The sequence below is a fragment of the Luteimonas notoginsengisoli genome (assembly GCF_042648885.1).
Lineage (GTDB): Bacteria > Pseudomonadota > Gammaproteobacteria > Xanthomonadales > Xanthomonadaceae > Luteimonas > Luteimonas notoginsengisoli.
Window position 1 is genome coordinate 253,268 of sequence record NZ_JBHRYF010000001.1, and the last position, 21,735, is coordinate 275,002.

Annotated in this window: 16 protein-coding genes; 12 read left to right on the plus strand and 4 right to left on the minus strand. The window is 69.7% G+C overall.

All coding sequences use genetic code 11. The features are described from left to right. The 7 genes from ftsW to lpxC all read left to right on the plus strand — a co-directional run bounded on the left by ftsW (nucleotide 1) and on the right by lpxC (nucleotide 8,690). Nucleotides 1-1,362 (plus strand): putative lipid II flippase FtsW, encoded by a 1,362-nt coding sequence (gene ftsW / locus ACFOM9_RS01120; RefSeq protein ID WP_386707220.1) that lies wholly within the window; start codon nucleotides 1-3, stop codon nucleotides 1,360-1,362. Further along, complete coding sequence (gene murC, locus ACFOM9_RS01125) at nucleotides 1,359-2,822, plus strand: UDP-N-acetylmuramate--L-alanine ligase (protein WP_386705383.1); 1,464 nt, start codon at nucleotides 1,359-1,361, stop codon at nucleotides 2,820-2,822. Before ftsW ends, murC begins: the two co-directional genes overlap by 4 nt. Continuing rightward, nucleotides 2,819-3,796 carry a D-alanine--D-alanine ligase gene (locus ACFOM9_RS01130; protein ID WP_386705384.1) on the plus strand — a complete coding sequence of 326 codons (978 nt, stop codon included), beginning with the start codon at nucleotides 2,819-2,821 and terminating at the stop codon, nucleotides 3,794-3,796. The genes murC and ACFOM9_RS01130 overlap by 4 nt, the downstream gene beginning before the upstream one ends. Beyond that, nucleotides 3,793-4,632, plus strand: coding sequence for a cell division protein FtsQ/DivIB (locus ACFOM9_RS01135; RefSeq protein ID WP_386705386.1), 840 nt, complete (start codon nucleotides 3,793-3,795; stop codon nucleotides 4,630-4,632). The genes ACFOM9_RS01130 and ACFOM9_RS01135 overlap by 4 nt, the downstream gene beginning before the upstream one ends. Further along, a complete protein-coding gene (gene ftsA / locus ACFOM9_RS01140; RefSeq protein ID WP_386705387.1) occupies nucleotides 4,629-5,864 on the plus strand; it encodes a cell division protein FtsA in 1,236 nt (411 codons plus the stop codon). The genes ACFOM9_RS01135 and ftsA overlap by 4 nt, the downstream gene beginning before the upstream one ends. A 249-nt stretch (nucleotides 5,865-6,113) precedes the next feature. Next, nucleotides 6,114-7,361: a cell division protein FtsZ gene (ftsZ, locus tag ACFOM9_RS01145; protein WP_386705389.1), complete on the plus strand. Its 1,248-nt coding sequence runs from the start codon at nucleotides 6,114-6,116 to the stop codon at nucleotides 7,359-7,361. Between the two features lie 423 nt (nucleotides 7,362-7,784). After that, nucleotides 7,785-8,690 (plus strand): UDP-3-O-acyl-N-acetylglucosamine deacetylase, encoded by a 906-nt coding sequence (lpxC, locus tag ACFOM9_RS01150; protein ID WP_386705390.1) that lies wholly within the window; start codon nucleotides 7,785-7,787, stop codon nucleotides 8,688-8,690. Nucleotides 8,691-8,940: 250 nt separating this feature from the next. On the opposite strand, the gene ACFOM9_RS01155 is transcribed toward lpxC, so the two are convergent. Beyond that, nucleotides 8,941-9,387, minus strand: coding sequence for a DciA family protein (locus ACFOM9_RS01155; RefSeq protein ID WP_386705391.1), 447 nt, complete (start codon nucleotides 9,385-9,387; stop codon nucleotides 8,941-8,943). 90 nt (nucleotides 9,388-9,477) lie between these two features. Between ACFOM9_RS01155 and ACFOM9_RS01160 the strand changes: the two genes are divergently transcribed. The 3 genes from ACFOM9_RS01160 (at nucleotide 9,478) to ACFOM9_RS01170 (ending at nucleotide 14,661) form a co-directional block, all read left to right on the plus strand. Then, nucleotides 9,478-10,392: a M23 family metallopeptidase gene (locus tag ACFOM9_RS01160; RefSeq protein WP_386705392.1), complete on the plus strand. Its 915-nt coding sequence runs from the start codon at nucleotides 9,478-9,480 to the stop codon at nucleotides 10,390-10,392. Between the two features lie 369 nt (nucleotides 10,393-10,761). Beyond that, nucleotides 10,762-13,509, plus strand: coding sequence for a preprotein translocase subunit SecA (gene secA, locus ACFOM9_RS01165; RefSeq protein WP_386705393.1), 2,748 nt, complete (start codon nucleotides 10,762-10,764; stop codon nucleotides 13,507-13,509). Between the two features lie 201 nt (nucleotides 13,510-13,710). Continuing rightward, complete coding sequence (locus ACFOM9_RS01170; RefSeq protein ID WP_386707223.1) at nucleotides 13,711-14,661, plus strand: Nudix family hydrolase; 951 nt, start codon at nucleotides 13,711-13,713, stop codon at nucleotides 14,659-14,661. 57 nt (nucleotides 14,662-14,718) lie between these two features. On the opposite strand, the gene coaE is transcribed toward ACFOM9_RS01170, so the two are convergent. The 3 genes from coaE to cysK form a co-directional block, all read right to left on the minus strand. Then, complete coding sequence (gene coaE / locus ACFOM9_RS01175; RefSeq protein WP_386705394.1) at nucleotides 14,719-15,342, minus strand: dephospho-CoA kinase; 624 nt, start codon at nucleotides 15,340-15,342, stop codon at nucleotides 14,719-14,721. A gap of 235 nt (nucleotides 15,343-15,577) precedes the next feature. Then, the gene (locus ACFOM9_RS01180) at nucleotides 15,578-16,093 is read right to left on the minus strand and encodes an O-acetyl-ADP-ribose deacetylase (protein ID WP_386705395.1); all 516 of its coding nucleotides are present in this window, start codon (nucleotides 16,091-16,093) and stop codon (nucleotides 15,578-15,580) included. Between the two features lie 15 nt (nucleotides 16,094-16,108). Beyond that, nucleotides 16,109-17,065, minus strand: coding sequence for a cysteine synthase A (cysK, locus tag ACFOM9_RS01185; RefSeq protein WP_386705396.1), 957 nt, complete (start codon nucleotides 17,063-17,065; stop codon nucleotides 16,109-16,111). Nucleotides 17,066-17,358: 293 nt separating this feature from the next. Here cysK and ACFOM9_RS01190 point away from each other — a divergent pair, with 293 nt between their 5' ends. Beyond that, nucleotides 17,359-18,480 carry an efflux RND transporter periplasmic adaptor subunit gene (locus ACFOM9_RS01190; RefSeq protein ID WP_386705397.1) on the plus strand — a complete coding sequence of 374 codons (1,122 nt, stop codon included), beginning with the start codon at nucleotides 17,359-17,361 and terminating at the stop codon, nucleotides 18,478-18,480. Between the two features lie 3 nt (nucleotides 18,481-18,483). After that, complete coding sequence (locus ACFOM9_RS01195) at nucleotides 18,484-21,627, plus strand: efflux RND transporter permease subunit (RefSeq protein WP_386705398.1); 3,144 nt, start codon at nucleotides 18,484-18,486, stop codon at nucleotides 21,625-21,627. Nucleotides 21,628-21,735 lie beyond the last annotated feature (108 nt).

A 21,735-nucleotide genomic window follows, 5' to 3' on the forward strand; every position in this document is an offset into this window, starting at 1 on the left:
ATGCACGCCAGCGCCGCCCGCCAGTCCCGGTTGGATGCCAGCCACGCCCAGGCCACGCGCCTGGAAGCGATCACCGGTCGCTATGACGGCTGGCTGCTCGGCGCTTGCGTCGCGCTGGCCGGACTCGGCGTGGTGATGGTCGCATCGAGCTCGATCGCGATCGGCGAGGGCCTCGATGTCGGGCCGTTCTATTTCCTCAACCGGCACCTGATGTTCCTGGCACTTGGCGTGGGACTCGCGGTGTGGGCGATGCGCACCGAGCTCAAGACGGTCGAACAGTACAACCAGCTGCTGCTGATCGGCTGCGTGCTGCTGCTGCTGGCGGTGTTCGTGCCGGGCCTGGGCGATTCGGTCAACGGCGCGCGGCGCTGGATCAACCTGGGCGTGTCCAACTTCCAGGCGGTCGAGGCGGTGAAGCTGCTCTACATCGTCTGGCTGTCGAGCTACCTGGTGCGGTTCCGCGACGAGGTCAACGCGACCTGGCCGGCGATGCTCAAGCCGCTGGGCGTGGCGGTGCTGCTGGTCGGCCTGCTGCTGCTGCAGCCTGACTTCGGTTCTTCGTCGCTGCTGCTGGCGATCACCGCCGGCATGCTGGTGCTCGGCGGCGTCAACCTGCCGCGGATGTCGCTGCCGATCGTGATCGGCCTGCCGGTGTTCGCCTTCATCGCGATCCTCGAACCCTATCGCGTGCGCCGCTTCACCTCGTTCCTCGATCCGTGGGCCGACCAGCTGGGCTCCGGATACCAGCTCAGCAATGCGCTGATGGCGGTGGGTCGCGGCGAATGGTTCGGCGTAGGCCTGGGCGCATCGGTGCAGAAGCTTTCGTACCTGCCCGAGGCGCATACCGATTTCATCTTCTCGGTGATCGCCGAGGAGCTCGGCTTCGCCGGCGTCTGCCTGGTGGTGGGCCTGTACGCGCTGCTGGTCGGGCGCGCGTTCTGGATCGGCTATCGCTGCGTCGGCATGCGTCGCCATTTCGCCGGCTATTGCGCGTTCGGCGTGGCGCTGGCGATCAGCCTGCAGGCCTTCGTCTCGATCGGCGTCAACCTCGGCATCCTGCCGACCAAGGGCCTGACCCTGCCGCTGATCTCGTCGGGCGGATCGAGCGTGCTGATGACCTGCGCCGCGCTCGGCCTGCTGCTGCGGGTGTCCTACGAACTCGATCGCGCCGAACGCCAGGTCGCACGCTTGCGCGGCGAGAGCGCGCCGGCGCCCGAACCCATGCCGCCGCGCGACAAGCCGGCGCGAAGCAAGGTGCCTGCGACCGCGCAGCCCGCTCCCACCAACGCCAATCCCGCGGCTGCGCGCGGCACCAGCCGCCTGCGCCAGCGCGTCGAACCCACCATGGGACGCATTGCATGATCCGCAGGATGCTCGACAGCCGCGACGCGGCGCCCGGCGCCGCCGCTCCCGGCGACTTCGCCAGGCGCTACTCGCGCGTCCACTTCGTCGGCATCGGCGGCGTGGGCATGAGCGGCATCGCCGAGGTGCTGTGCACGCTGGGCTACCACGTGTCCGGTTCGGACACCGCCGACAACGCGGTGACGCGCCGCCTGACGGGCCTCGGCGCCAACGTGCATCGCGGCCACGCCGCGTCCAACGTGCTGGGCACCGACTGCGTGGTCGTGTCCAGCGCGATCAGGCCCGACAACCCGGAACTGCTGGAAGCGCGCGCGCAGCGCATCCCGGTGGTGCCGCGCGCGGAGATGCTGGCCGAACTGATGCGCTTCCGCCGCGGCATCGCGGTCGCCGGCACCCACGGCAAGACCACCACGACCTCGCTGCTGGCCAGCGTGCTGGCCGAAGGCGGCCTGGATCCGACCTTCGTGATCGGTGGGCAGCTGCTCGCCGCCGGCGCCAATGCGCGCCTGGGCGGTGGCGACTGGCTGGTGGCCGAGGCCGACGAAAGCGATGGCAGCTTCCTGCGCCTGAACCCGCTGGTGGCGATCGTCACCAACATCGACGCCGACCACCTGGAGAACTACGGCGGCGATTTCGCACGGGTCAAGGCGGCGTTCTCCGAGTTCCTGCACCGCCTGCCGTTCTACGGCGTCGCGGTGCTGTGCATCGACGATCCCGAAGTCGCCGAACTGGCCAGCAACACGCCGCGCCACGTGATGACCTACGGTTTCGACGACAACGCCGAAGTGCGCGCCGAGGCCGTGGTCCAGGAAGGCGCGCGCATGCGCTTCGAGCTGTGCCTGCCCGACGGCACCTGCACGCCGGTCACGCTCGCGCTGCCGGGCCGCCACAACGTGCAGAACGCGCTGGCCGCGGCCGCGGTCGCCTGGCAGCTCGGCGTCCAGGCCGACGCCATCGCCTCGGCGCTGGAGAAGTTCCAGGGCATCGGCCGCCGCTTCAACCTGCTCGCGCAGCTCACCACCGGGCAGGGCGCGACCGTGCAGCTGGTCGACGACTACGGCCACCATCCCAAGGAGCTGGCCGCGGTATTCGCCGCGGCCCGCGGCGGCTGGCCGGACAAGCGCCTGGTGGTCGCGTTCCAGCCGCATCGCTACAGCCGCACGCGCGACCTGTTCGACGACTTCGCCGGCGTGCTGTCCGACGTCGACGCGCTGGTGCTGACCGAGGTCTATCCGGCAGGCGAAGCGCCGATCGCGGGCGCCGACGCGCGCTCGCTTGCGCGCGCGATCCGCGCCCGCGGGCGCATCGATCCGGTGGTGGTCAACAGCGCGAAGGAACTGGGCGAGGTGCTGCCCGACGTGCTGCGCGATGGCGACCTGCTGCTGATGATGGGCGCCGGCGACATCGGCCACGCCGCGCAGCAGCTGGCCGCGAACGGATTCGAAGGAGGCAGCCGATGAGCCGCAGCCTGCCGCCGCCGCGCTTCGACGCCCCCTCGGTGTTCGGCCGCGTCGCCGTGCTGATGGGCGGCACCACGTCCGAGCGCGAAGTGTCGCTGGATTCCGGCCGCAACGTGCTGGAAGCGCTGCGTGCGCGTGGCGTCGACGCCAACGGCGTCGACGGCATCCCCAACCTGGTGCGCGAGCTGCAGGACAGGCACTTCGATCGCGTCTTCAACATCCTCCACGGCGGCGACGGCGAAAGCGGCGTGCTGCAGGGCCTGCTCGAATCACTGCGCGTGCCGTACACCGGTTCGGGCGTGCTGGGCAGCGCGCTGGCGCTGGACAAGGTGCGTGCCAAGCAGGTATGGAGCGCGATCGGTTTGCCGACCCCGCGCTATGTGCGCATCCCCAAGGAAGCCGGCGCCGAAGCGGTGCACGCCGCCGCGCGCGAGCTGGGACTGCCGGTGATCGTCAAGCCGTCGCTGGAAGGCTCGAGCGTGGGCGTCAGCCGCGTGTTCGACGAGGCCGACCTCGACGCCGCGGTGGAGCTGGCCGCGCGCTACCCCGGCGAACTGCTGATGGAACAGCTGATCGAGCCCGGCGGCGCCACCGGCGGCGAATACACCATCGGTGTGCTCGATGGCCGCGCGCTGGCCAGCATCCGCATCGTGCCGGCGGGCGAGTACTACGACTACCACGCCAAGTACGTGGCCGACGACACGCAGTACCTGTGCCCGGGCCTGGATGAGGCCGGCGAAGCAGAAGCGCGCGACCAGGCTGAACGCGCCTTCGCCGCACTCGGCCTGCGCGGCTGGGCGCGCGTGGACTTCATGCGCGACCGCGACGGCCGCAACTGGCTGCTCGAGGCGAACACCGCGCCGGGCATGACCAGCCATTCACTGATGCCGAAGTCCGCGGCGGCGCTGGGCGTGCCGTTCGAGGAACTGTGCTGGCGGATCCTGGAAACCTCGATGCCGGGGGCGGCGGGATGAGCGCATTCCTGCGGATCGCTGCCTGGATGATCGCCGTGGCGCTGGTCGTGCTGCCGGTGATCGCGGTGCTGCAGGGCTGGATCGGCGCCGAGCGCTGGCCGCTGCGCACGCTGCGCATCGGCGGCGACCTGGAACGAGTCGATGAGCAGAAGCTGCGCGCCGCGGTATTGCCGTACGCGCGCAACGGCTTCTTCGCGATCCGGCTCGAGGACGCGCAGGCCGCGGTGGCGAAGCTGCCGTGGGTCGAGCGCGCCGAAGTCCGCAAGCGCTGGCCGGACGTGGTCGAGGTGCGCATCGTCGAGCACCGGCCGTTCGCGCGCTGGGGCAAGGACCAGCTGCTGTCCGAGGACGGCGACCTGTTCCCGCTCGCTGGCGCGGAAGTGCCCGGCAGCCTGCCGCGCTTCGACGTCGACGCGCCCGCCGCGCGCATTGCGGACGTGGTCGCGCTCTACAACGAGGCCAGCGAACTGTTCGCGCCAGAGGGCGTCCGCGTGCGCGAGGTGTCGCTTGATCGCCGCGGCAGCTGGTCGCTGCTGCTGTCCAACGGCGTCCGCGTCGTGGTCGGCAGCCAGGAGGCGCGCCTGCGCCTGGCGCGGTTCGCGCGCCTGCTTCCCGGATTGCTGGCGCAGAACCCGCAGCCTCTGGCCCGCGCCGACCTGCGCTACACCAACGGGTTTGCGCTGACCTGGGGCGAAGAGGCGGTGGCCGTAACGCCCGCGCCGACGGCCATGGCGCGAGCGAGGACACCGGCGAGGCGCATCGCGCTCGGCGGCCGCGGCTTCGAACGGCCGGACGGCCGGTCATCACGAATCACGAATCACGGTGCCATGACATGAACCGCAAAGGCGACAAGGCCCTCATCGTCGGCCTCGACATCGGCACCTCCAAGGTGGTGGCGCTGGTGGGCGAATACTCGCCCGGCAACCCGATCGAGGTGATCGGCATCGGCTCGCACGAATCGCGCGGCCTCAAGCGCGGCGTGGTGGTGGACATCGAGTCCACCGTGCAGTCGATCCAGCGCGCGGTGGAGGAAGCCGAGCTGATGGCCGGCTGCGAGATCCGCTCGGTCTATGCATCGATTTCCGGCAACCACGTGCAGTGCCGCAATTCGCCGGGCATCGTGCCGATCCGCGACGGCGAGGTGACGTATTCCGACCTCGACCGTGTGCTGGAAGCGGCCAAGGCGGTGGCGATCCCGGCCGACCAGAAGATCCTGCACGCCATCCCGCGCGAGTACGTGCTCGACGACTCGCAGGAAGGCATCCGCAACCCGGTCGGCATGACCGGCGTGCGCCTGGAGGTGCACGCGCACCTGGTGGTGTGCGCGCAGTCGGCGGCGGCCAACATCAGCAAGTGCGTGCAGCGCTGCGGCCTGCAGATCGACGACCTGATCCTGTCGTCGCTGGCCTCAAGCACGGCGGTGCTCACCGGCGACGAGCGCGAGCTTGGCGTGGTGCTGGTCGATATCGGCGCAGGCACCACGGATCTCGCGGTGTTCGTGCAGGGCGCGATCTGCCACACCGCGAGCCTGCCGATCGCCGGCGACAAGGTCACCGAGGACATCGCGCACATGCTGCGCACGCCCACGCCTGAAGCGGAGCAGATCAAGGTGCGCTACGCCTGCGCGCTGGCGCAGCTGGCAACTTCGGAAGAGTCGATCCAGGTGCCCAGCGTCGGCGATCGCGCGCCGCGCCGGCTGCCGCGGCAGTCGCTGGCGCAGGCGGTGCAGGCCCGCTACGAGGAGATCTTCGAGATGGTGCAGGCCGAACTGCGCCGCTCGGGCTTCGAGCAGCACGTGCGCGCCGGGATGGTGCTCACCGGCGGCGCCGCGAAGATGGAAGGCGTGGTCGAACTCGCCGAGGAAATGCTGCAGATGCCGGTGCGCGTGGGCATTCCGCAGCACGTGACGGGCCTGGGCGAAGTGGTCAACAACCCGGTGCACGCCAGCGGCGTGGGGCTGCTGCTGATGGGCAGCCAGATCGAGCATCCGCGGCGCCCGGTGATCCCCACCGGCCGCGCGGGATCGCTCTTCAACAAGTTGAAGAACTGGTATCGCGGTGAATTCTGAGCCGTCGGCAAGTGGATGCGGAAAACGGCCTTTGGGCTGGTGATCACCGGGATGGGAAGGGCAACGGCGGGCAAATCGGTGCGGGAAAGAACGGAACAGGGCGGCAAAGAGCGGCAGGCGACAGGCAAACGATTGCAGTAGAGCGACACGAAAAACCACATAAACGCCGGGCGACAGGCGGCGGGCGCGGCAGCCGAACAGCTTCCGAATCCCACCCCGGACCCGGCACTTAAAAACGAGGACACGGACATGGCGCATTTCGAACTGGTGGAAAAGATGGCTCCCAACGCCAACATCAAGGTGGTGGGCGTCGGCGGCGGCGGCGGCAACGCGGTCGCGCACATGGTCAACAGCAGCGTGGACGGGGTGGAATTCATCACCGCCAACACCGACTCGCAGGCGATCAAGAACTGCGGCGCGAAGCTGCAGCTGCAGCTTGGCAGCAACGTCACCAAGGGCCTGGGCGCCGGCGCCAACCCCGAAGTCGGCCGCCAGGCCGCGCTCGAGGACCGCGAACAGATCATGGACGCGCTGCAGGGCGCGGACATGGTGTTCATCACCGCTGGCATGGGCGGCGGCACCGGCACCGGCGCCGCGCCCGTGGTCGCGCAGTTGGCCAAGGAAATGGGCATCCTGACCGTCGCCGTGGTCACCAAGCCGTTCCCGTTCGAGGGCCGTCGCCGCATGCAGGTGGCGCTCAAGGGCATCGACGAACTGAGCCAGCACTGCGATTCGCTGATCACCATCCCCAACGAAAAGCTGATCACCGTGCTCGGTCGCAACGCGACCATGATCCAGGCCTTCCGCGCCGCCAACGACGTGCTGCTCGGCGCCGTGCAAGGCATCGCCGACCTGATCGTGCGCCCGGGACTGATCAACGTCGACTTCGCCGACGTGCGCACCGTGATGAGCGAGATGGGCCTGGCGATGATGGGCACCGGCACCGCCCGCGGCGACGATCGCGCGCAGGCCGCCGCCGAAGCCGCGATCCAGAACCCGCTGCTCGACGACGTCAACCTCGCCGGCGCCAACGGCATCCTGGTCAACATCACCGCCGGCGCGGACTTCACCATGGCGGAGTTCGACGAGGTCGGCCGCACCGTGGAGAACTTCGGCAGCGAGGACGCGACCATCGTCATCGGCACCGTGCTCGACCCGGACATGCAGGACGAGGTCCGCGTCACCGTGGTCGCCACCGGCCTGAACCGCAACGCCGGCCGCCAGGTCGGCCGCCACGAAGACCGCGGCTTCGGCCACGACATCGTGCGCAAGCCGCAGGTCGAGCTGGTCCGCAGCCAGGCCCGCCGCGACGGCACCACCGGCATGCTGATCGAGGAAGACGCCACCGCGTTCGGCTCGGGACAGAGCATCGCGTCGAGCCTGCGTGGTCGCTCCGTTGCCAGCGAACCGTCCGCGGCGCCGGCACCGGCGACGGCCGACTTCGGCAGCGACAGCTACCTGGACATTCCGGCGTTCCTGCGCCGCCAGGCCGACTGATCGTTGCAGGCGGTGCGGTGCAGGTCCGGACGATCCGGCTCGGCCATCCGTGACCGGGCGTTCGGCGGCACGCGTGGCAGTGCATCGCCAGCGCGCCAGCTCATCGCGCGCCGGCGGGCAACTGAAAGTGTGATGGTCGGCGGCGAGAGCCTTCGGCCCGCGTGGGAACGCCAAGGCGTATAACGGTGCCGGAGCCGGACCCTGGCGCGCGATGTTCCCGCGGTGAAAGATGTCCTTGTTCAACCCACCGGGCCTGCGCCGGCCCGGTGGTTTTTTCCCGCTCCCGGCGTGCGCGGCACGGCGAATGAGACCGGCGCACGACGCGTCCGATGGTCGATCGGTGCTTCGTTCAGGTTCAGTCTTGCGTGCTAATCTTCTGCCGTTTCCGCCCCCGCGGCGACACACCGGATCCCGCCCCCGCCCATGCAGCAGCGCACCATCAAGAATGTGATCCGCGCCACCGGCGTGGGGCTGCACAGCGGCGAGAAGGTCTACCTCACCCTGCGTCCGGCCCCAATCGATACCGGCATCGTCTTCCGCCGCGTCGACGTCGAGCCGGCGGTGGAGATCCCCGCCGATGCCGAGCTGGTCAGCGAGACCACGCTGTGCACCGGCCTGTCGCGCGACGGCGCCAAGGTGCAGACCGTCGAACACCTGATGTCGGCACTGGCCGGCCTGGGGCTCGACAACCTGTATGTCGACCTGTCCGCCGCCGAAGTGCCGATCATGGACGGCTCGGCCGGTCCGTTCGTGTTCCTGCTGCAGTCCGGCGGCATCGTCGAGCAGGGCGCGGCCAAGCGTTTCATCCGCATCAAGCGTCCGGTGGAAGTGCGCGACGGCGACAAGGTCGCGCGTTTCGAGCCGTATGAAGGCTTCCGCCTGGGCTTCACCATCGATTTCAACCACCCGGCGATCCCCAGCGCGCAGTCGCGCGCGGTGATCGAGTTCTCCACCGAGAACTACATCCGCGAAGTGAGCCGCGCGCGCACGTTCGGCTTCATGCGCGACCTGGAATACATGCGCGAGCGCAACCTCGGCCTCGGCGGCTCGATGGACAACGCGATCGTCCTGGACGAATTCCGCGTGCTCAACGACGACGGGCTGCGCTACGGCGACGAGTTCGTGCGCCACAAGATCCTCGACGCGGTTGGCGACCTGTACCTGGCCGGCCACGCCGTCATCGGCGCCTTCGAGGGCTACAAGTCCGGCCATGCGCTCAACAACAAGCTGGTGCGCGCGCTGCTGGCCGAACGCTCGGCGTGGGAAGAAGTGACGTTTCCCGACCCGGCCATCGTGCCGCTGGCCTACGTCGAGCCGCTGCCGGCCTGACAGGTTTCGATGCTGCCGGCGACGCGTGACCGAACCGCGTTAGGCCGGCCTCAGCTCCGCAAGGGGCCGTCCGCAGTGCCGGACCGTGCTCACAGAAGTGAGCGCCGCGTGAACTTTAACGATAATTTAACCCGAAGTTTCTAAAAAATTAGCGGGTGATTAACGTCCTGCGGGCTTCCGGCCGTTAGCATGCCTCGTCCGTCGCGGTCTGGCTTCACGAAAACGTGGCCAGGCACCCCCACCGGACATTTCAGGATCCGTCTTTCGCAGGTTCGTTCCCGGACCCGCGAATAGACGCCAGGGCATCACGCACGGCGGCACGCGCGGTGGCCGACACAGGCACGGTTGCCGGCGCCGATGGCGCTTGCGAACCGGGCGTTTGCCTCGTCGTTCGGACGACGAAGCGGGTGACATCCAGCCCGAGGGAGCGGGCGGCGTCGATCAGTCCAGTGGAAGCCAGGCGCAGCCTGGCGTGCCAGACGGGCGAATCGACAAGGTAGACGAGCCTGTCGCCATCGACATTCGCCAGCCGCGCATGCGCGGCCAGTGAAGGCGGCAGGAAGGGGCTCAAACGACGGTCCAGTTCATCCAGCCACATCGCGCGGCGGATCGGATTGCCGCCCACGGCATCGCCCAGCAGCGCTTCGAGCGCAGCGCGCGGGACCGGGGAGGACGACCGGGATCTCGAATCAGACATTGGCAGAACATGACTTTACACAGCTTCCTGACATCGGCGCGTGATCTTTCCGCCAGCTCCTGGCGATGGACGCGCCGCCACGGCCACGCATTGGCTGCTTCCTTCTCGGCCCGCACGCATGCGGGCGCCGCTCGACTGCACGCCTACAGTGCAGGCCGGCCGGCCGCGGCCATCGCGGCGCTGCTGATTGGCGGCGTGGCGCTCGGCGCGGGCGCCACCCAGGGCATCAGCGCGGCGCGCACGGCACACCTGGAAGCCCGCAACGACGCGCAGCGCACCTTGCTTGCCAGCACCCGTCGCGAGGCGCAGCACGAGGTCAACGCCCTGGCCGCGCGCCTGGGCGAACTGCAGGCCGAGGCCAACCGTCTCAACGCGCTCGGCGAGCGCCTGACTCGCATCGGCCAGCTCGGCGACGGCGAGTTCGACTTCAACAAGCCGGTGGGCGTCGGCGGCGAAGGCCCGGTGCGCGACATGGCCGCCGGCGAACTGCGCGGCGGCATGGACCGGCTCGGCGCCCAGCTGACCGATTCGGGCAAGCAGCTGTCGGTGCTCGAGTCGCTGCTGTTCAACCGCGAGCTCGACCGCAGCGCGACCCCGTCGCGGATGCCGATCCTCAATACCTACATCACCTCCGGCTACGGTGGCCGTGCCGATCCGTTCGGCGGTGGCCGGGGGTTCCACAAGGGCATCGATTTCCACGCAAGCACCGGCGATCCGGTCCTGGCCGTTGCCGATGGCGTGGTCAGCTACGCCGGCGTGCGTTCGGGCTACGGCAAGGTGGTCGAGGTCGACCACGGCAATGGCTACGTGACCCGTTACGCGCACAACTCGCGGCTGGTGGTGCAGGTCGGCGACCTCGTGCGCAGCGGCCAGCGGATCGCAAAGGCCGGCTCGACCGGGCGCTCCACCGGCGCGCACGTGCATTTCGAAGTCTGGCAGGACGGTCGGGTGCTCAACCCGCGCAAGTTCCTGGGCGAGCAGGGCGGCCAGCGCGAGCGCATGTAGGACCTGCGGTGCGGGTGCCCCGGCGGCGGCAGCTACGGCCGGTGATCGACGCTCCAGCCGTGGCGCTGGGCCGCTGGCTCCGGATAGGATGACCCGGAAACTTTGGGGGCACGGCGCGGTCGGACACCGGCGCGTGGCGACAGGCGCCAGGGGATCACCGGAGCGTGATGCCGGTTGGCGAGCCCGGAAGCGGGCTTGATACCCCCCTCGGGTGTCTCCACGTACAATGTCCCGTTGCCAAAAAAGGGCGCCCGGCGCCCTTTTTGCATTTGCGGGGATTGGTCAGGCTCGCTGCGACCTCCGGGTCCGATGATCCATTCCGCGCATCCACCCCGCGCTTCCACCTCAAGTTCCCCAACCGGTACACCCATGCTCAATCGCTTGCTCACCGGCGTCTTCGGCAGCCGCAATGAACGCCTGATCAAACAGCTCCAGCGCATCGTCACCAAGATCAACGCGCTCGAACCTGACATGCAGGCCCTTTCGGACGCCGAACTGCAGGCGAAGACCCCCGAGTTCCGCGAGCGTGTCAGCAAGGGCGAGTCGCTCGACAAGTTGCTGCCCGAAGCCTTCGCCGTCTGCCGCGAGGCCTCGGTTCGGGTGTTCGGCATGCGTCATTTCGACGTGCAGCTGGTCGGCGGCATGGTCCTGCACATGGGCAAGATCGCCGAGATGCGCACCGGCGAGGGCAAGACCCTGACCGCCACCCTGGCCGTGTACCTCAACGCGCTGGAAGGCAAGGGCGTGCACGTGGTCACCGTCAATGACTACCTGGCCCGTCGCGACGCGGCGCAGATGGGCAAGCTGTATGGCTGGCTCGGCCTGAAGACCGACGTCGTCTATCCCGGCATGCCGCATTCGGACAAGCACGCTGCGTACGCCGCCGACATCACCTACGCCACCAACAACGAGATCGGCTTCGACTACCTGCGCGACAACATGGCGCTGTCGAAGGACGACCGCTTCCAGCGCAGCCTCAACTTCGCGATCATCGACGAGGTCGATTCGATCCTGATCGACGAAGCGCGCACGCCGCTGATCATTTCCGGCCCTGCCGACGAGTCGCCGGAGCTGTACATCAAGGTCAACCGCGTCGTGCCCAAGCTCGTGCGGCAGACCGAAGAGGAAGGCGAGGGCGACTACTGGGTCGACGAAAAGGCCAAGCAGGTGCACCTGTCGGAAGACGGCCAGGAACACGCCGAGGCGTTGCTGCGCGAGGCCGGGATCCTCGACGCCGACGAGAGCCTGTACGCGCCGCAGAACATCCACGTCGTCCACCACCTCAACGCCGGCCTGCGCGCCCACGGCATCTACCAGCGCGACGTCGATTACATCGTGCGCGACGGCGAGGTGATCATCGTCGACGAGTTCACCGGCCGCACCCTGACCGGGCGCCGCTGGTCCGATGGCCTGCACCAGGCGGTCGAGGCCAAGGAAGGCGTGCCGGTGCAGCGCGAGAACCAGACGCTGGCCAGCATCACTTTCCAGAACCTGTTCCGCATGTACGGCAAGCTCGCCGGCATGACCGGCACCGCCGACACCGAGGCCTACGAGTTCCAGAGCATCTACGGCCTGGAAGTTGTGGTGATCCCCACCAACCGCCCGATGATCCGCATCGACAACCCCGACGCGGTATTCCTCAACCGCGCCGGCAAGTACCGCGCGGTGATCGCCGAACTCAAGGACGCCCATGCGCGCCAGCAGCCGGTGCTGGTCGGCACGACCTCGATCGAGGTCTCGGAAATGCTCAGCGACCAGCTGCGCGAGGCCGGCATCCCGCACGAGGTGCTCAACGCCAAGCAGCACGAGCGCGAGGCGACCATCGTCGCCCAGGCCGGCCGCCCGGGCGCGGTCACCATCGCCACCAACATGGCCGGCCGCGGCACCGACATCGTGCTGGGCGGTTCGCTCGAAGCCGAGCTGGCCGAACTGGAGGCCGAACGCGGCGAGCCGGTCGACGAGGTCACCCGTGCACGCCTGAAGTCCGAATGGCAGAAGCGCCACGACGCGGTCAAGGCCGCCGGCGGCCTGCACATCGTCGGCACCGAGCGCCATGAATCGCGCCGCATCGACAACCAGCTGCGCGGCCGTTCCGGTCGCCAGGGCGATCCGGGTTCCAGCCGCTTCTACCTGTCGCTCGAAGACAACTTGATGCGCATCTTCGCCGCCGACTGGGTGCAGCGGGTCATGGCCCGGATGGGCCTGAAGGAAGACGACATCATCGAAAGCCCGCTGGTGTCGAAGCAGATCGCCAACGCGCAGCGCAAGGTCGAAGCGCACAACTTCGACATCCGCAAGAACCTGCTCGAGTTCGACGACGTCAACAACGACCAGCGCAAGGTCGTATACGCCCAGCGCAACGAGCTGCTGGAAGCCGAGAGCGTGCACGAGAACATCGCCGGCATCCGCGCCGACGTGGTGGCCGACATCGTCGACCGCTTCGCGCCGCCCGACTCGATCGACGAACAGTGGGACCTGCCGGGCCTGGAGGCCACGCTGGCCGAGGAGTTCGGGGTGCAGGTGGGGGTCGAGCAGATGGTGCGCAGCCGCGAGGAAGTCGACGTCGAGGTCATTCAGGGCCACGTGCAGGAGACGCTCGACCGGCTGTTCGCCGACAAGGAAGCCTCGGTCGGGCCCGAGACGATGCGCATGCTGGAAAAGCACATCATGCTCAACGTCGTCGACCAGAACTGGAAGGAGCACCTGGCGCGCATGGATTACCTGCGCCAAGGCATCCACCTGCGCAGCTACGCGCAGAAGCAGCCCAAGCAGGAGTACAAGCGCGAGGCTTTCGAGCTGTTCAGCGAGATGCTGTCGAAGGTCAAGCGCGAAGTGGTTTCGCTGCTGGCGCGGGTGCGCATCCGCAGCGAGGAGGAAGTGGCCGAGCTGGAAGCGCAGGAACGCGCGCAGGCCGAAGCTGCCGCGCGCCAGATGCAGTTCCAGCATGCCGAATCCGGTGGCCTCGGCGCCGACGAGGAGGCCGAGCAGGCCCGTCTCGCGCAGGACGCCGCGGCCCACGTTCCTGCGACCCGCGAGGGCCCCAAGGTCGGCCGCAACGATGCATGCCCCTGCGGCAGCGGCAAGAAGTACAAGCACTGCCATGGGCAGCTGGCGTAGGAGCCAGGGAGCGGGGAAGGGGGCATCGTCCAAGGCGAACGCCCGGCCCCGCTGTTTCACGTCGGCACCGGCACTCGCCTGCGATTGTCCCGCGGCGAGTCCGTGCGGCCGGGAGCGCTCCGGGTTTCGCGGGCGTCCAAGCCGTCGTCCGGATCCACCCGCTTGGGAATACGCCGCGCGCTCGTGACCAGTTCTCGATCGATCTCCGATGCCCCGCGGGTCGAAGTCGTCGCCGCCGCGATCACCGACGCCCGCGGCCGCGTGCTGCTGGCGCGCCGCACCGAGGGCCGGGACCTTGCCGGCCTGTGGGAGTTCCCGGGCGGCAAGCGCGAGCCCGGCGAATCGTCGGAACAGGCCCTGGTGCGCGAGCTGCTTGAAGAGCTGGGCATCGAAGTCGAAGTCGGCCCGCCGCTGATCGCCGTCGCCCAGCAATACCCGCACAAGCGCCTGCGCCTGGACGTGCGCCGCGTGATGCGCTGGCACGGCATCCCGCGCGGCCATGAAGGCCAGGCGCTGGCATGGGTGCCGCCCGACAAGCTCCCCGGTTACGCCATGCCGCCCGCCGACCGCCCCGTGGTCGCCGCCCTGCTGCAGCCGGACCGATGCCTGGTCACTCCGGTGCCCGCTTCGCCGGCGGAGGATGGCGCTTGGCTGGACGCCCTGCAGCGCGCGCTGGCCGCCGGTGTCCGCCGCATCCAGGCGCGCCTGCCGGGAATGGACCCGGCCCGGCGCATCGCGCTGGTCACCGCCGCCGCTGGTCACTGCGCCGGGGCCGGCGCCGAACTGCTGGTCAACGGCGACGCCAATCTCGCGCGCGAGCTCGGCCTTGGCCTGCACCTGCCGGCCGCGCAGCTGCGTTCCTTGGCCACGCGCCCCGTTCCGGCCGGCACCCGCCTGTCCGCTTCCTGCCACGACGTCGCGGAGCTGGGCCTGGCCGAAGCGCTCGGCTGCGACTTCGCCATCGTCGGCCCGGTCGCCCGCACGCCGACCCACCCGGGAGCCCCGGGCATTGGCTGGCCCGCCTTCGAAGCACTGCGGGAACAGGCATCGCTGCCGCTCTACGCCATCGGCGGTCTCGGTCCCGACGACGTTGCCATTGCCCGCCAGCATGGCGCCCAGGGGATCGCCGCGATTCGCGGCCTGTGGTCCTAGGCTCGCCGGCCACGCGACGCGCGACCGGCCCCCGGTTGCCCGCCGGACGCGGTGGATCTACGTCGCAGGTGCCTGCGCGGCCAGGCTGCGATAGCGCCTGTCGAGCGCCGCGACGTGCGCGCCCAGCGCCTCGATGGCGCCGTCGTTGACGATCACGTCGTCGGCGATCGCGAGGCGTTGCCGGCGCGTGGCCTGGGCACCGATCATGCGGTCGGCGAGGTCATGGTCGATGCCGTCGCGCGCCAGCAGGCGCGCGTGCTGCACGGCCTGCGGCACGTCGATCACCAGGATGCGATCGAGCCACGGATAAGCGTCGCGGCCCCCGCCTTCGGCTAGCAGCGGAATGGCCGCGATGACGTACGGTCCCGGCGCGGCGGCGCAGGCGAGCTGCAGCGCGGCGCGCACGCGCGGATGCACGATCGCCTCCAGCCGCGTGCGCGCATCGGGATCTGCGAACACGCGCCTGCGCATCGAGGCCCGGTCCAGTTCGCCGTCGTCTGCCAGAACATCGGGGCCGAACGCCGCGACCACTTCGGCCAGTCCCGTGGAACCCGCGGCCACCGCGTCGCGTGCGGCGAGGTCCGCGTCCGCCACGGCAATGCCCAGCGCGGCGAAGCGGCGGGTGATTTCGCTCTTGCCCGAGGCCACGCCACCGGTGAGCCCAACGATGAAGTCGCTCATGGCGCGATTATGTATGAGGTCGGGCGGCGATCCGCGGCGACCCCATCCGCGGCTGCCGCGCTTCGCACGTCACGGGCCTTGGACCGGTCGACGATGGACTGGCTGGCAGGTATCCCTGCGCGTCGACGGCCGCCCACGTGGAGGGGCTTCTCGGCGATTCCCAGCCGAAAGGCGTCGCGGCCGTGGCCGCCCTTCCTTGGCATGTGGACCACGCGCTTTCCGGCCAACGGCCGGATCAAGCCGCGAGCAGCCGCCGGTATTCGGCGGCGGGCCCGCTGCCGAAGCTGCACAGCAAGGCGCGTTCCGGCAGGTGCGCCGACCAGCTGCGCAATTGCCCGACGGCGATCGCCGCCGCCAGCGCGAGCGGATAGCCGTACACCCCGCAGCTGATCGCCGGGAACGCGATCGTGGCAATCCCGCGATCGGCAGCCAGCCGCAGCGAGTTCCGGTAGCAGGCGGCCAGTAGCTCCGGCTCGTGCAGGTCGCCGCCGCGCCAGACCGGCCCGACGGTATGGATCACCCAGCGCGCCGGCAGCCGATGGCCGCCGGTGATCCGCGCCTCGCCGGTCGGGCAGCGCACGCCGGGCCGCACTTCCGGCAGCGCGCGGCATTCTTGCAGCAGGCCCGGGCCCGCCGCGCGGTGGATGGCGCCGTCCACCCCGCCGCCGCCGAGCAGCGACTCGTTGGCCGCATTGACGATCGCGTCGACCGCCAGCGTGGTGATGTCGCCCTCGACGCCTTCGATGCGCACCTGCGTCGCCGCGACTCAGTCGAGCGAAGCCAGCCAGGCGTCGTCGGAGCCTTCTTCCACGCCCTCGAGCAGGAATGTCGACAGGTAGCGCTCGCCGGTGTCGGGCAGCATCGCCAGGATCACTTCGCCGTCGCTCGCCGACTGCGCCACCTCCAGCGCCGCGGCGACCGTGGCGCCGGCGGAGAGGCCCACGAAGATCCCTTCCTCCCGCGCCAGCCGCAACGCGGTGTCGCGCGCGGTCGCGTCGTCGACGGTAAGGATGCGCGATGCGGCCTTGCGGTCGAGCACCGCGGGAACGAAGTCCGGCGTCCAGCCCTGGATCTTGTGCGGCGCCCAGTCCTTGCCCGCGAGCAGCGAAGCCCCGGCCGGCTCGGCCGCGGTCACCTTCACTTCCGGGCGCGCCACGCGCAGCACGTCAGCCACGCCGGTGAGCGTGCCGCCGGTGCCCCAGCCGCTGACGAAGTGGTCCAGCCGCCTGCCGGCGAAGTCGCGCAGGATCTCGGCCGCCGTGGTCTGCCGGTGGTAGGCGGGGTTGGCGGGATTCTCGAACTGGCGGGCGAGGAACCAGCCGTGTTTCGCTGCGAGTTCTTCCGCCTTGCGCACCATCCCGGTGCCGCGTTCGGCGGCGGTGGTGAGGATCACCTTCGCGCCATAGGCGCGCATCAGCTTGCGGCGTTCGATCGAGAAGGTTTCGGTCATCACCGCGACGAACTTGTAGCCGCGCGCGGCGCAGACCATCGCCAGCGCCACGCCGGTGTTGCCGGACGTCGCTTCGATCACGGTGTCGCCGGGCTTGAGCAGGCCGCGCGCTTCCGCGTCGAGGATGATCGCGATCGCGAGCCGGTCCTTGACCGACCCGCCGGGATTGAATGCCTCGACCTTGGCGTAGAGGGCGACGTTGGCGGGCGCAATGCGGTTCAGGCGCACGACCGGCGTGCGGCCGATGGTGCCGAGGATGCTGTCGTGGATCATGGGGGCGGCCTTGCGTGGCGGGGAAACGCCGACGTTACGCCCGCTCGCGCCGGCGCGCACGCCTACGGATGACACGCGGTGAATCGGCCAATGGAACACCGGGACCGGCGCCGCCCCGGCATCGAACACGTCCTGTCACACCTCGCGTAACGCGCGGGCAGGCCGATGGTTGACGCCCACCCCGCTTTTGGCGGCGGGCCTGATGGCACACGTGACCGTCGCATCGAGCCGATAGAATCGAGCGGTTTTCCCTTGTCATTGCCTGCCGCATGCCCCGATCCAGCCCCTCCGCGATGCCCCGCCTGCTCCTGTGCGCCCTGTTGTGCCTCGGCCTTGCCGCGTGTGACGACCAGGCGGCCGTCGCACCGGGCGCGGCGCCGGTGGAAACGGTCACCACCACGACGGTGGCGATGCAGCCCTGGCACGACCGCATCCGCGCGCTGGGAACCGTGAAGGCGCGCGAGTCGGTGGACGTTACCGCCAAGGTCAGCGAGACGGTGCAGCAGGTGCATTTCGACAGCGGCGAAGAGGTCGCAAAGGGCACGCCGCTGGTGACCCTGAGCGGACAGCAGCAGCAGGCCGCGCTGGCCGCCGCGCAGGCTGCGGCGACCGAGGCCGAACGCTTGTACAAGCGCCAGGACGAACTCGCCGCGCAGCAGCTGATCGCACGCGCCGCGCTCGATACCCAGCGTGCCACCCGCGACGCCGCGCGCGCGCAGGTCGCGCAGATCCGCGCCAACCTGCACGACCGGGTGGTCCGCGCGCCGTTCGCCGGGCGGCTCGGCATCCGCCAGGTCAGCCCCGGCGCGCTGGTGACGCCGGGCACGGTGATCGCCTCGCTCGACGACATCGCCCGCGTGCACGTCGATTTTCCGGTGCCCGAGGTGCAGATGGCGCTGGCGGAAGTGGGCCAGCGTCTGGCCGGCACCACCGGCGCGTTTCCCGGGCGGGTCTTCGAGGGCACGGTGTCGGTGGTCGACGTGCGCCTGGATCCGGCCACGCGCGCGGTCGTGGTGCGCGGCGATTTCCCCAACCCCGACCGCGCGCTGCGGCCGGGCATGCTGCTGCAGGTCGAACTGGAGCGGCCGGAGCGGCAGGCGCTGCTGGTGCCCGAGATTTCCATCGTCCAGGTCGGCCGCGATTCGTTCGTCTACCGCGTGCGCGGCGACACCGTCGAACAGGCGCCGGTGAAGATCGGCGCACGCGCCGGCGGGCAGGCCGAAGTGCTCGACGGCCTGGCGCCCGGCGACCGCATCGTCGTCGATGGCACCGGCAAGCTGCGCGCCGGTTCGAAGATCCGCGAGGTCGCCGCGCCGTCGCCGAAACCCACCGCTCGCAAGCCTGGCGCTGGCGACGAAACGCCGGCAGCCACATCCGACCTCGCTCCCGCCGCCGCGCCCGCCGCGGGAGGCTGACCGATGCTGCTGTCCGACGTCTCCATCCGCCGCCCGGTGTTCGCCACCGTGGTGAGCCTGCTGCTGATGGTGCTCGGCGTGATGGCGTTCTCGCGCCTGACGTTGCGCGAGCTGCCGGCGATCGATCCGCCGATCGTCTCGGTCGACGTCAACTACCCGGGAGCGTCGTCGGCGGTGGTCGAGACCCGCATCACCCAGGTCCTCGAGGACGCGCTGTCGGGCATCGAGGGCATCGAGACCATCCAGTCGCGCAGCGTCAACGGCCGCTCCGCGGTGACCCTGGAGTTCACCCTCAAGCGCGACATCGAGGCCGCGGCCAACGACGTCCGCGACGCGATCAGCGGCGTCGCCGACCGCCTGCCCGACGAAGCCGATCCGCCCGAGGTGGAGAAGGCCGACAGCGACTCGGACACCATCATCTGGCTCAACATGAGCTCGACCACGATGGACACGCTGGAGCTGTCGGACTATGCCGACCGCTACATCGTCGACCGCCTGTCGAGCCTGGATGGCGTGGCGCAGGTGCGTATCGGCGGCCGCCAGCGCTACGCCATGCGCATCTGGCTCGACGCGGCGGCGATGGCCGCGCGCGACATCACCGCCAACGACGTCGAAGCCGCGCTGCGCGCCGAGAACGTCGAACTGCCCGCCGGGCGGATCGAGTCGGAAACCCGCGACTTCACCCTGCGCGTGGCGCGCGGCTACACGACGCCGGCCGACTTCGCCGCGATCCCGCTGCGCAAGGGCGCTGACGGCTACGTGGTGCGGCTGGGCGACGTGGCGCAGGTGGAACTGGCCTCGGCCGAGCGCCGCGCGTATTACCAGAGCAACGGCCAGCCCAACATCGGCCTGGGCATCATCAAGACCTCGACCGCCAACGCGCTCGACGTCACCCGCGCGGCGCGCGCGATGGCGGTGGAAATCCAGAAGTCGCTGCCCGAAGGCACCAACATCTTCGTCGCCTTCGACGACACGGTCTTCATCGAAGCCTCGATCGAACGCGTCTACGCCACGCTGGGCGAGGCAATCGCGCTGGTGCTGCTGGTGATCTGGCTGTTCCTCGGCAGTTTCCGCGCGGCGATGATCCCGGCGGTGACGGTGCCGGTGTGCCTGCTGGCGGCGTTCATCCCGCTGTACCTGTTCGGCTATTCGATCAACCTGCTCACGCTGCTGGCGCTGGTGCTGTCGATCGGCCTGGTGGTGGACGATGCGATCGTGGTGCTCGAGAACATCCAGCGCCGGGTCGACCTGGGCGAGCCGCGCCTGGTGGCCTCGGTGCGCGGCACCCGGCAGGTGGCGTTCGCGGTGATCGCCACCACCACCGTGCTGGTGGCGGTGTTCCTGCCGGTGGGTTTCATGGAGGGCAACACCGGGCGGCTGTTCCGCGAGCTGTCGGTGGCGCTGGCCGGCGCGGTGGCGCTGTCGGCGTTCGTGGCGCTGACGCTGACGCCGATGATGGCCTCGAAGATGGTGCGCCCGCATGCGCAGGAGAAATCCAATCCGGTCAATCGCGGGTTCAACCGCGGCCTGGACCGGGTGGCGGGCGTCTATCGCGGCGCGCTCGTGCGACTCGTGGCGGCGCGGCCGCGGCGGATCGGGCTGGGCGTCGTGCTGACGATGCTGGCCTGCGTCGCGGCGATCTACGGTCTGGCCAGGTTCGTGCCGTCCGAACTGGCGCCGGCCGAGGACCGTGGCGCGTTCTTCGTTTCGATCGTCGGCCCCGAGGGCGCCGGCTTCGACTACACCGTGGGCCAGATCAAGCAGGTCGAATCGATCTTCGCCGAACGGGTCAAGGGCGACGACCCGGTGATCCGTCGCTACAACACCCGCGTGCCCGGCGGCTGGGGCGCCAGCGAGGAAATGCACACCGGCAACGTGATCGTGTTTCTCGAGGACTGGCAGAAGCGCGACCAGTCCACGGCGGAAGTCGCCGACTCGCTGCGCAAGGACCTGGGCGCGCTCAGCGGCGTACGCGCGCAGCCGCGCGTGGGCGGCGGCCTGGTCGGCAGCCGCGGGCAGCCGATCCAGATCGTGCTCGGCGGCCCGGAATACAGGGAAATCGCCGGTTGGCGCGACATCCTGATGCAGCGGATGGAGGCCAACCCCGGCTTCTTCTCGGTCGACTCCGACTACAAGGAAACCCGGCCGCAGATGCGCGTGCAGATCGACCGCGCGCGCGCGTCGGACCTCGGCGTGAGCGTGACCGACATCGGCCGCGCGCTGGAAACGATGATGGGCAGCCGGCAGGTCACCACCTTCGTGCAGGAGGGCGAGGAATACGACGTGCTGGTGCAGGCCGGGCGCGCGGGACGCGCGGCGCCGGCCGACCTCGACGCGATCCGCGTGCGCGCGCGCAACGGCGACCTGGTGCCGCTGTCGAACCTGGTCACGCTCGGCGAGCTGGCCGAGCCGGGCAGCCTCAACCGCTTCAACCGCCTGCGTGCGATCACGATCAGCGCCGGTCTCGCCCCGGGCTACAGCATGGGCGAAGCGCTGGCGTTCCTCGACGAGGTCACCCGCAGCGAGCTGCCCGACTACGCGCAGATCGACTGGAAGGGCGAGTCGCGCGAATACCAGAAGGCAGGCGGCGCCGTGCTGCTCACTTTCACCCTGGCGCTGCTGGTGGTGTACCTCGTGCTGGCGGCGCAGTTCGAGAGCTTCATCCATCCGTTCGTGATCATGCTGACGGTGCCGCTCGGCGTGCTCGGCGCGCTGATCGGCCTGGCCATCACCGGCGGCACGCTCAACCTGTTCAGCCAGATCGGCATCGTGATGCTGGTGGGACTGGCGGCGAAGAACGGCATCCTGATCGTCGAGTTCGCCAACCAGCTGCGCGATGCCGGCCGCAGCGTGGCCGAGGCGATCGTGGAGTCTTCGGTGGTGCGCCTGCGCCCGATCCTGATGACCTCGATTGCGACGGCGGTCGGCGCGATTCCGCTGGTGGTCGCCGGCGGTCCGGGCTCGGCCAGCCGCGCGACGATCGGCGTGGTGGTGATCTTCGGCGTGTCGTTCTCGACCCTGCTGTCGCTGTTCGTGGTGCCGGCGTTCTACGCGCTGCTGGCGCCGTACACGCGCTCGCCCGATGCGGTGGCGCAGGAACTGGAAGCGCAGGAGGCGAAGACGCCGTCGGTGGGCGGGCACGCGTAATCCCGGCGGCGAAAGGCGCGCGGAACCTGCGTCGCGCGTGATTCGTGCAGTCGTGGAAGTGGCATGCCTGTGCATGGACCGGTCGCTTGCGGAAGCACCGCCGCCACC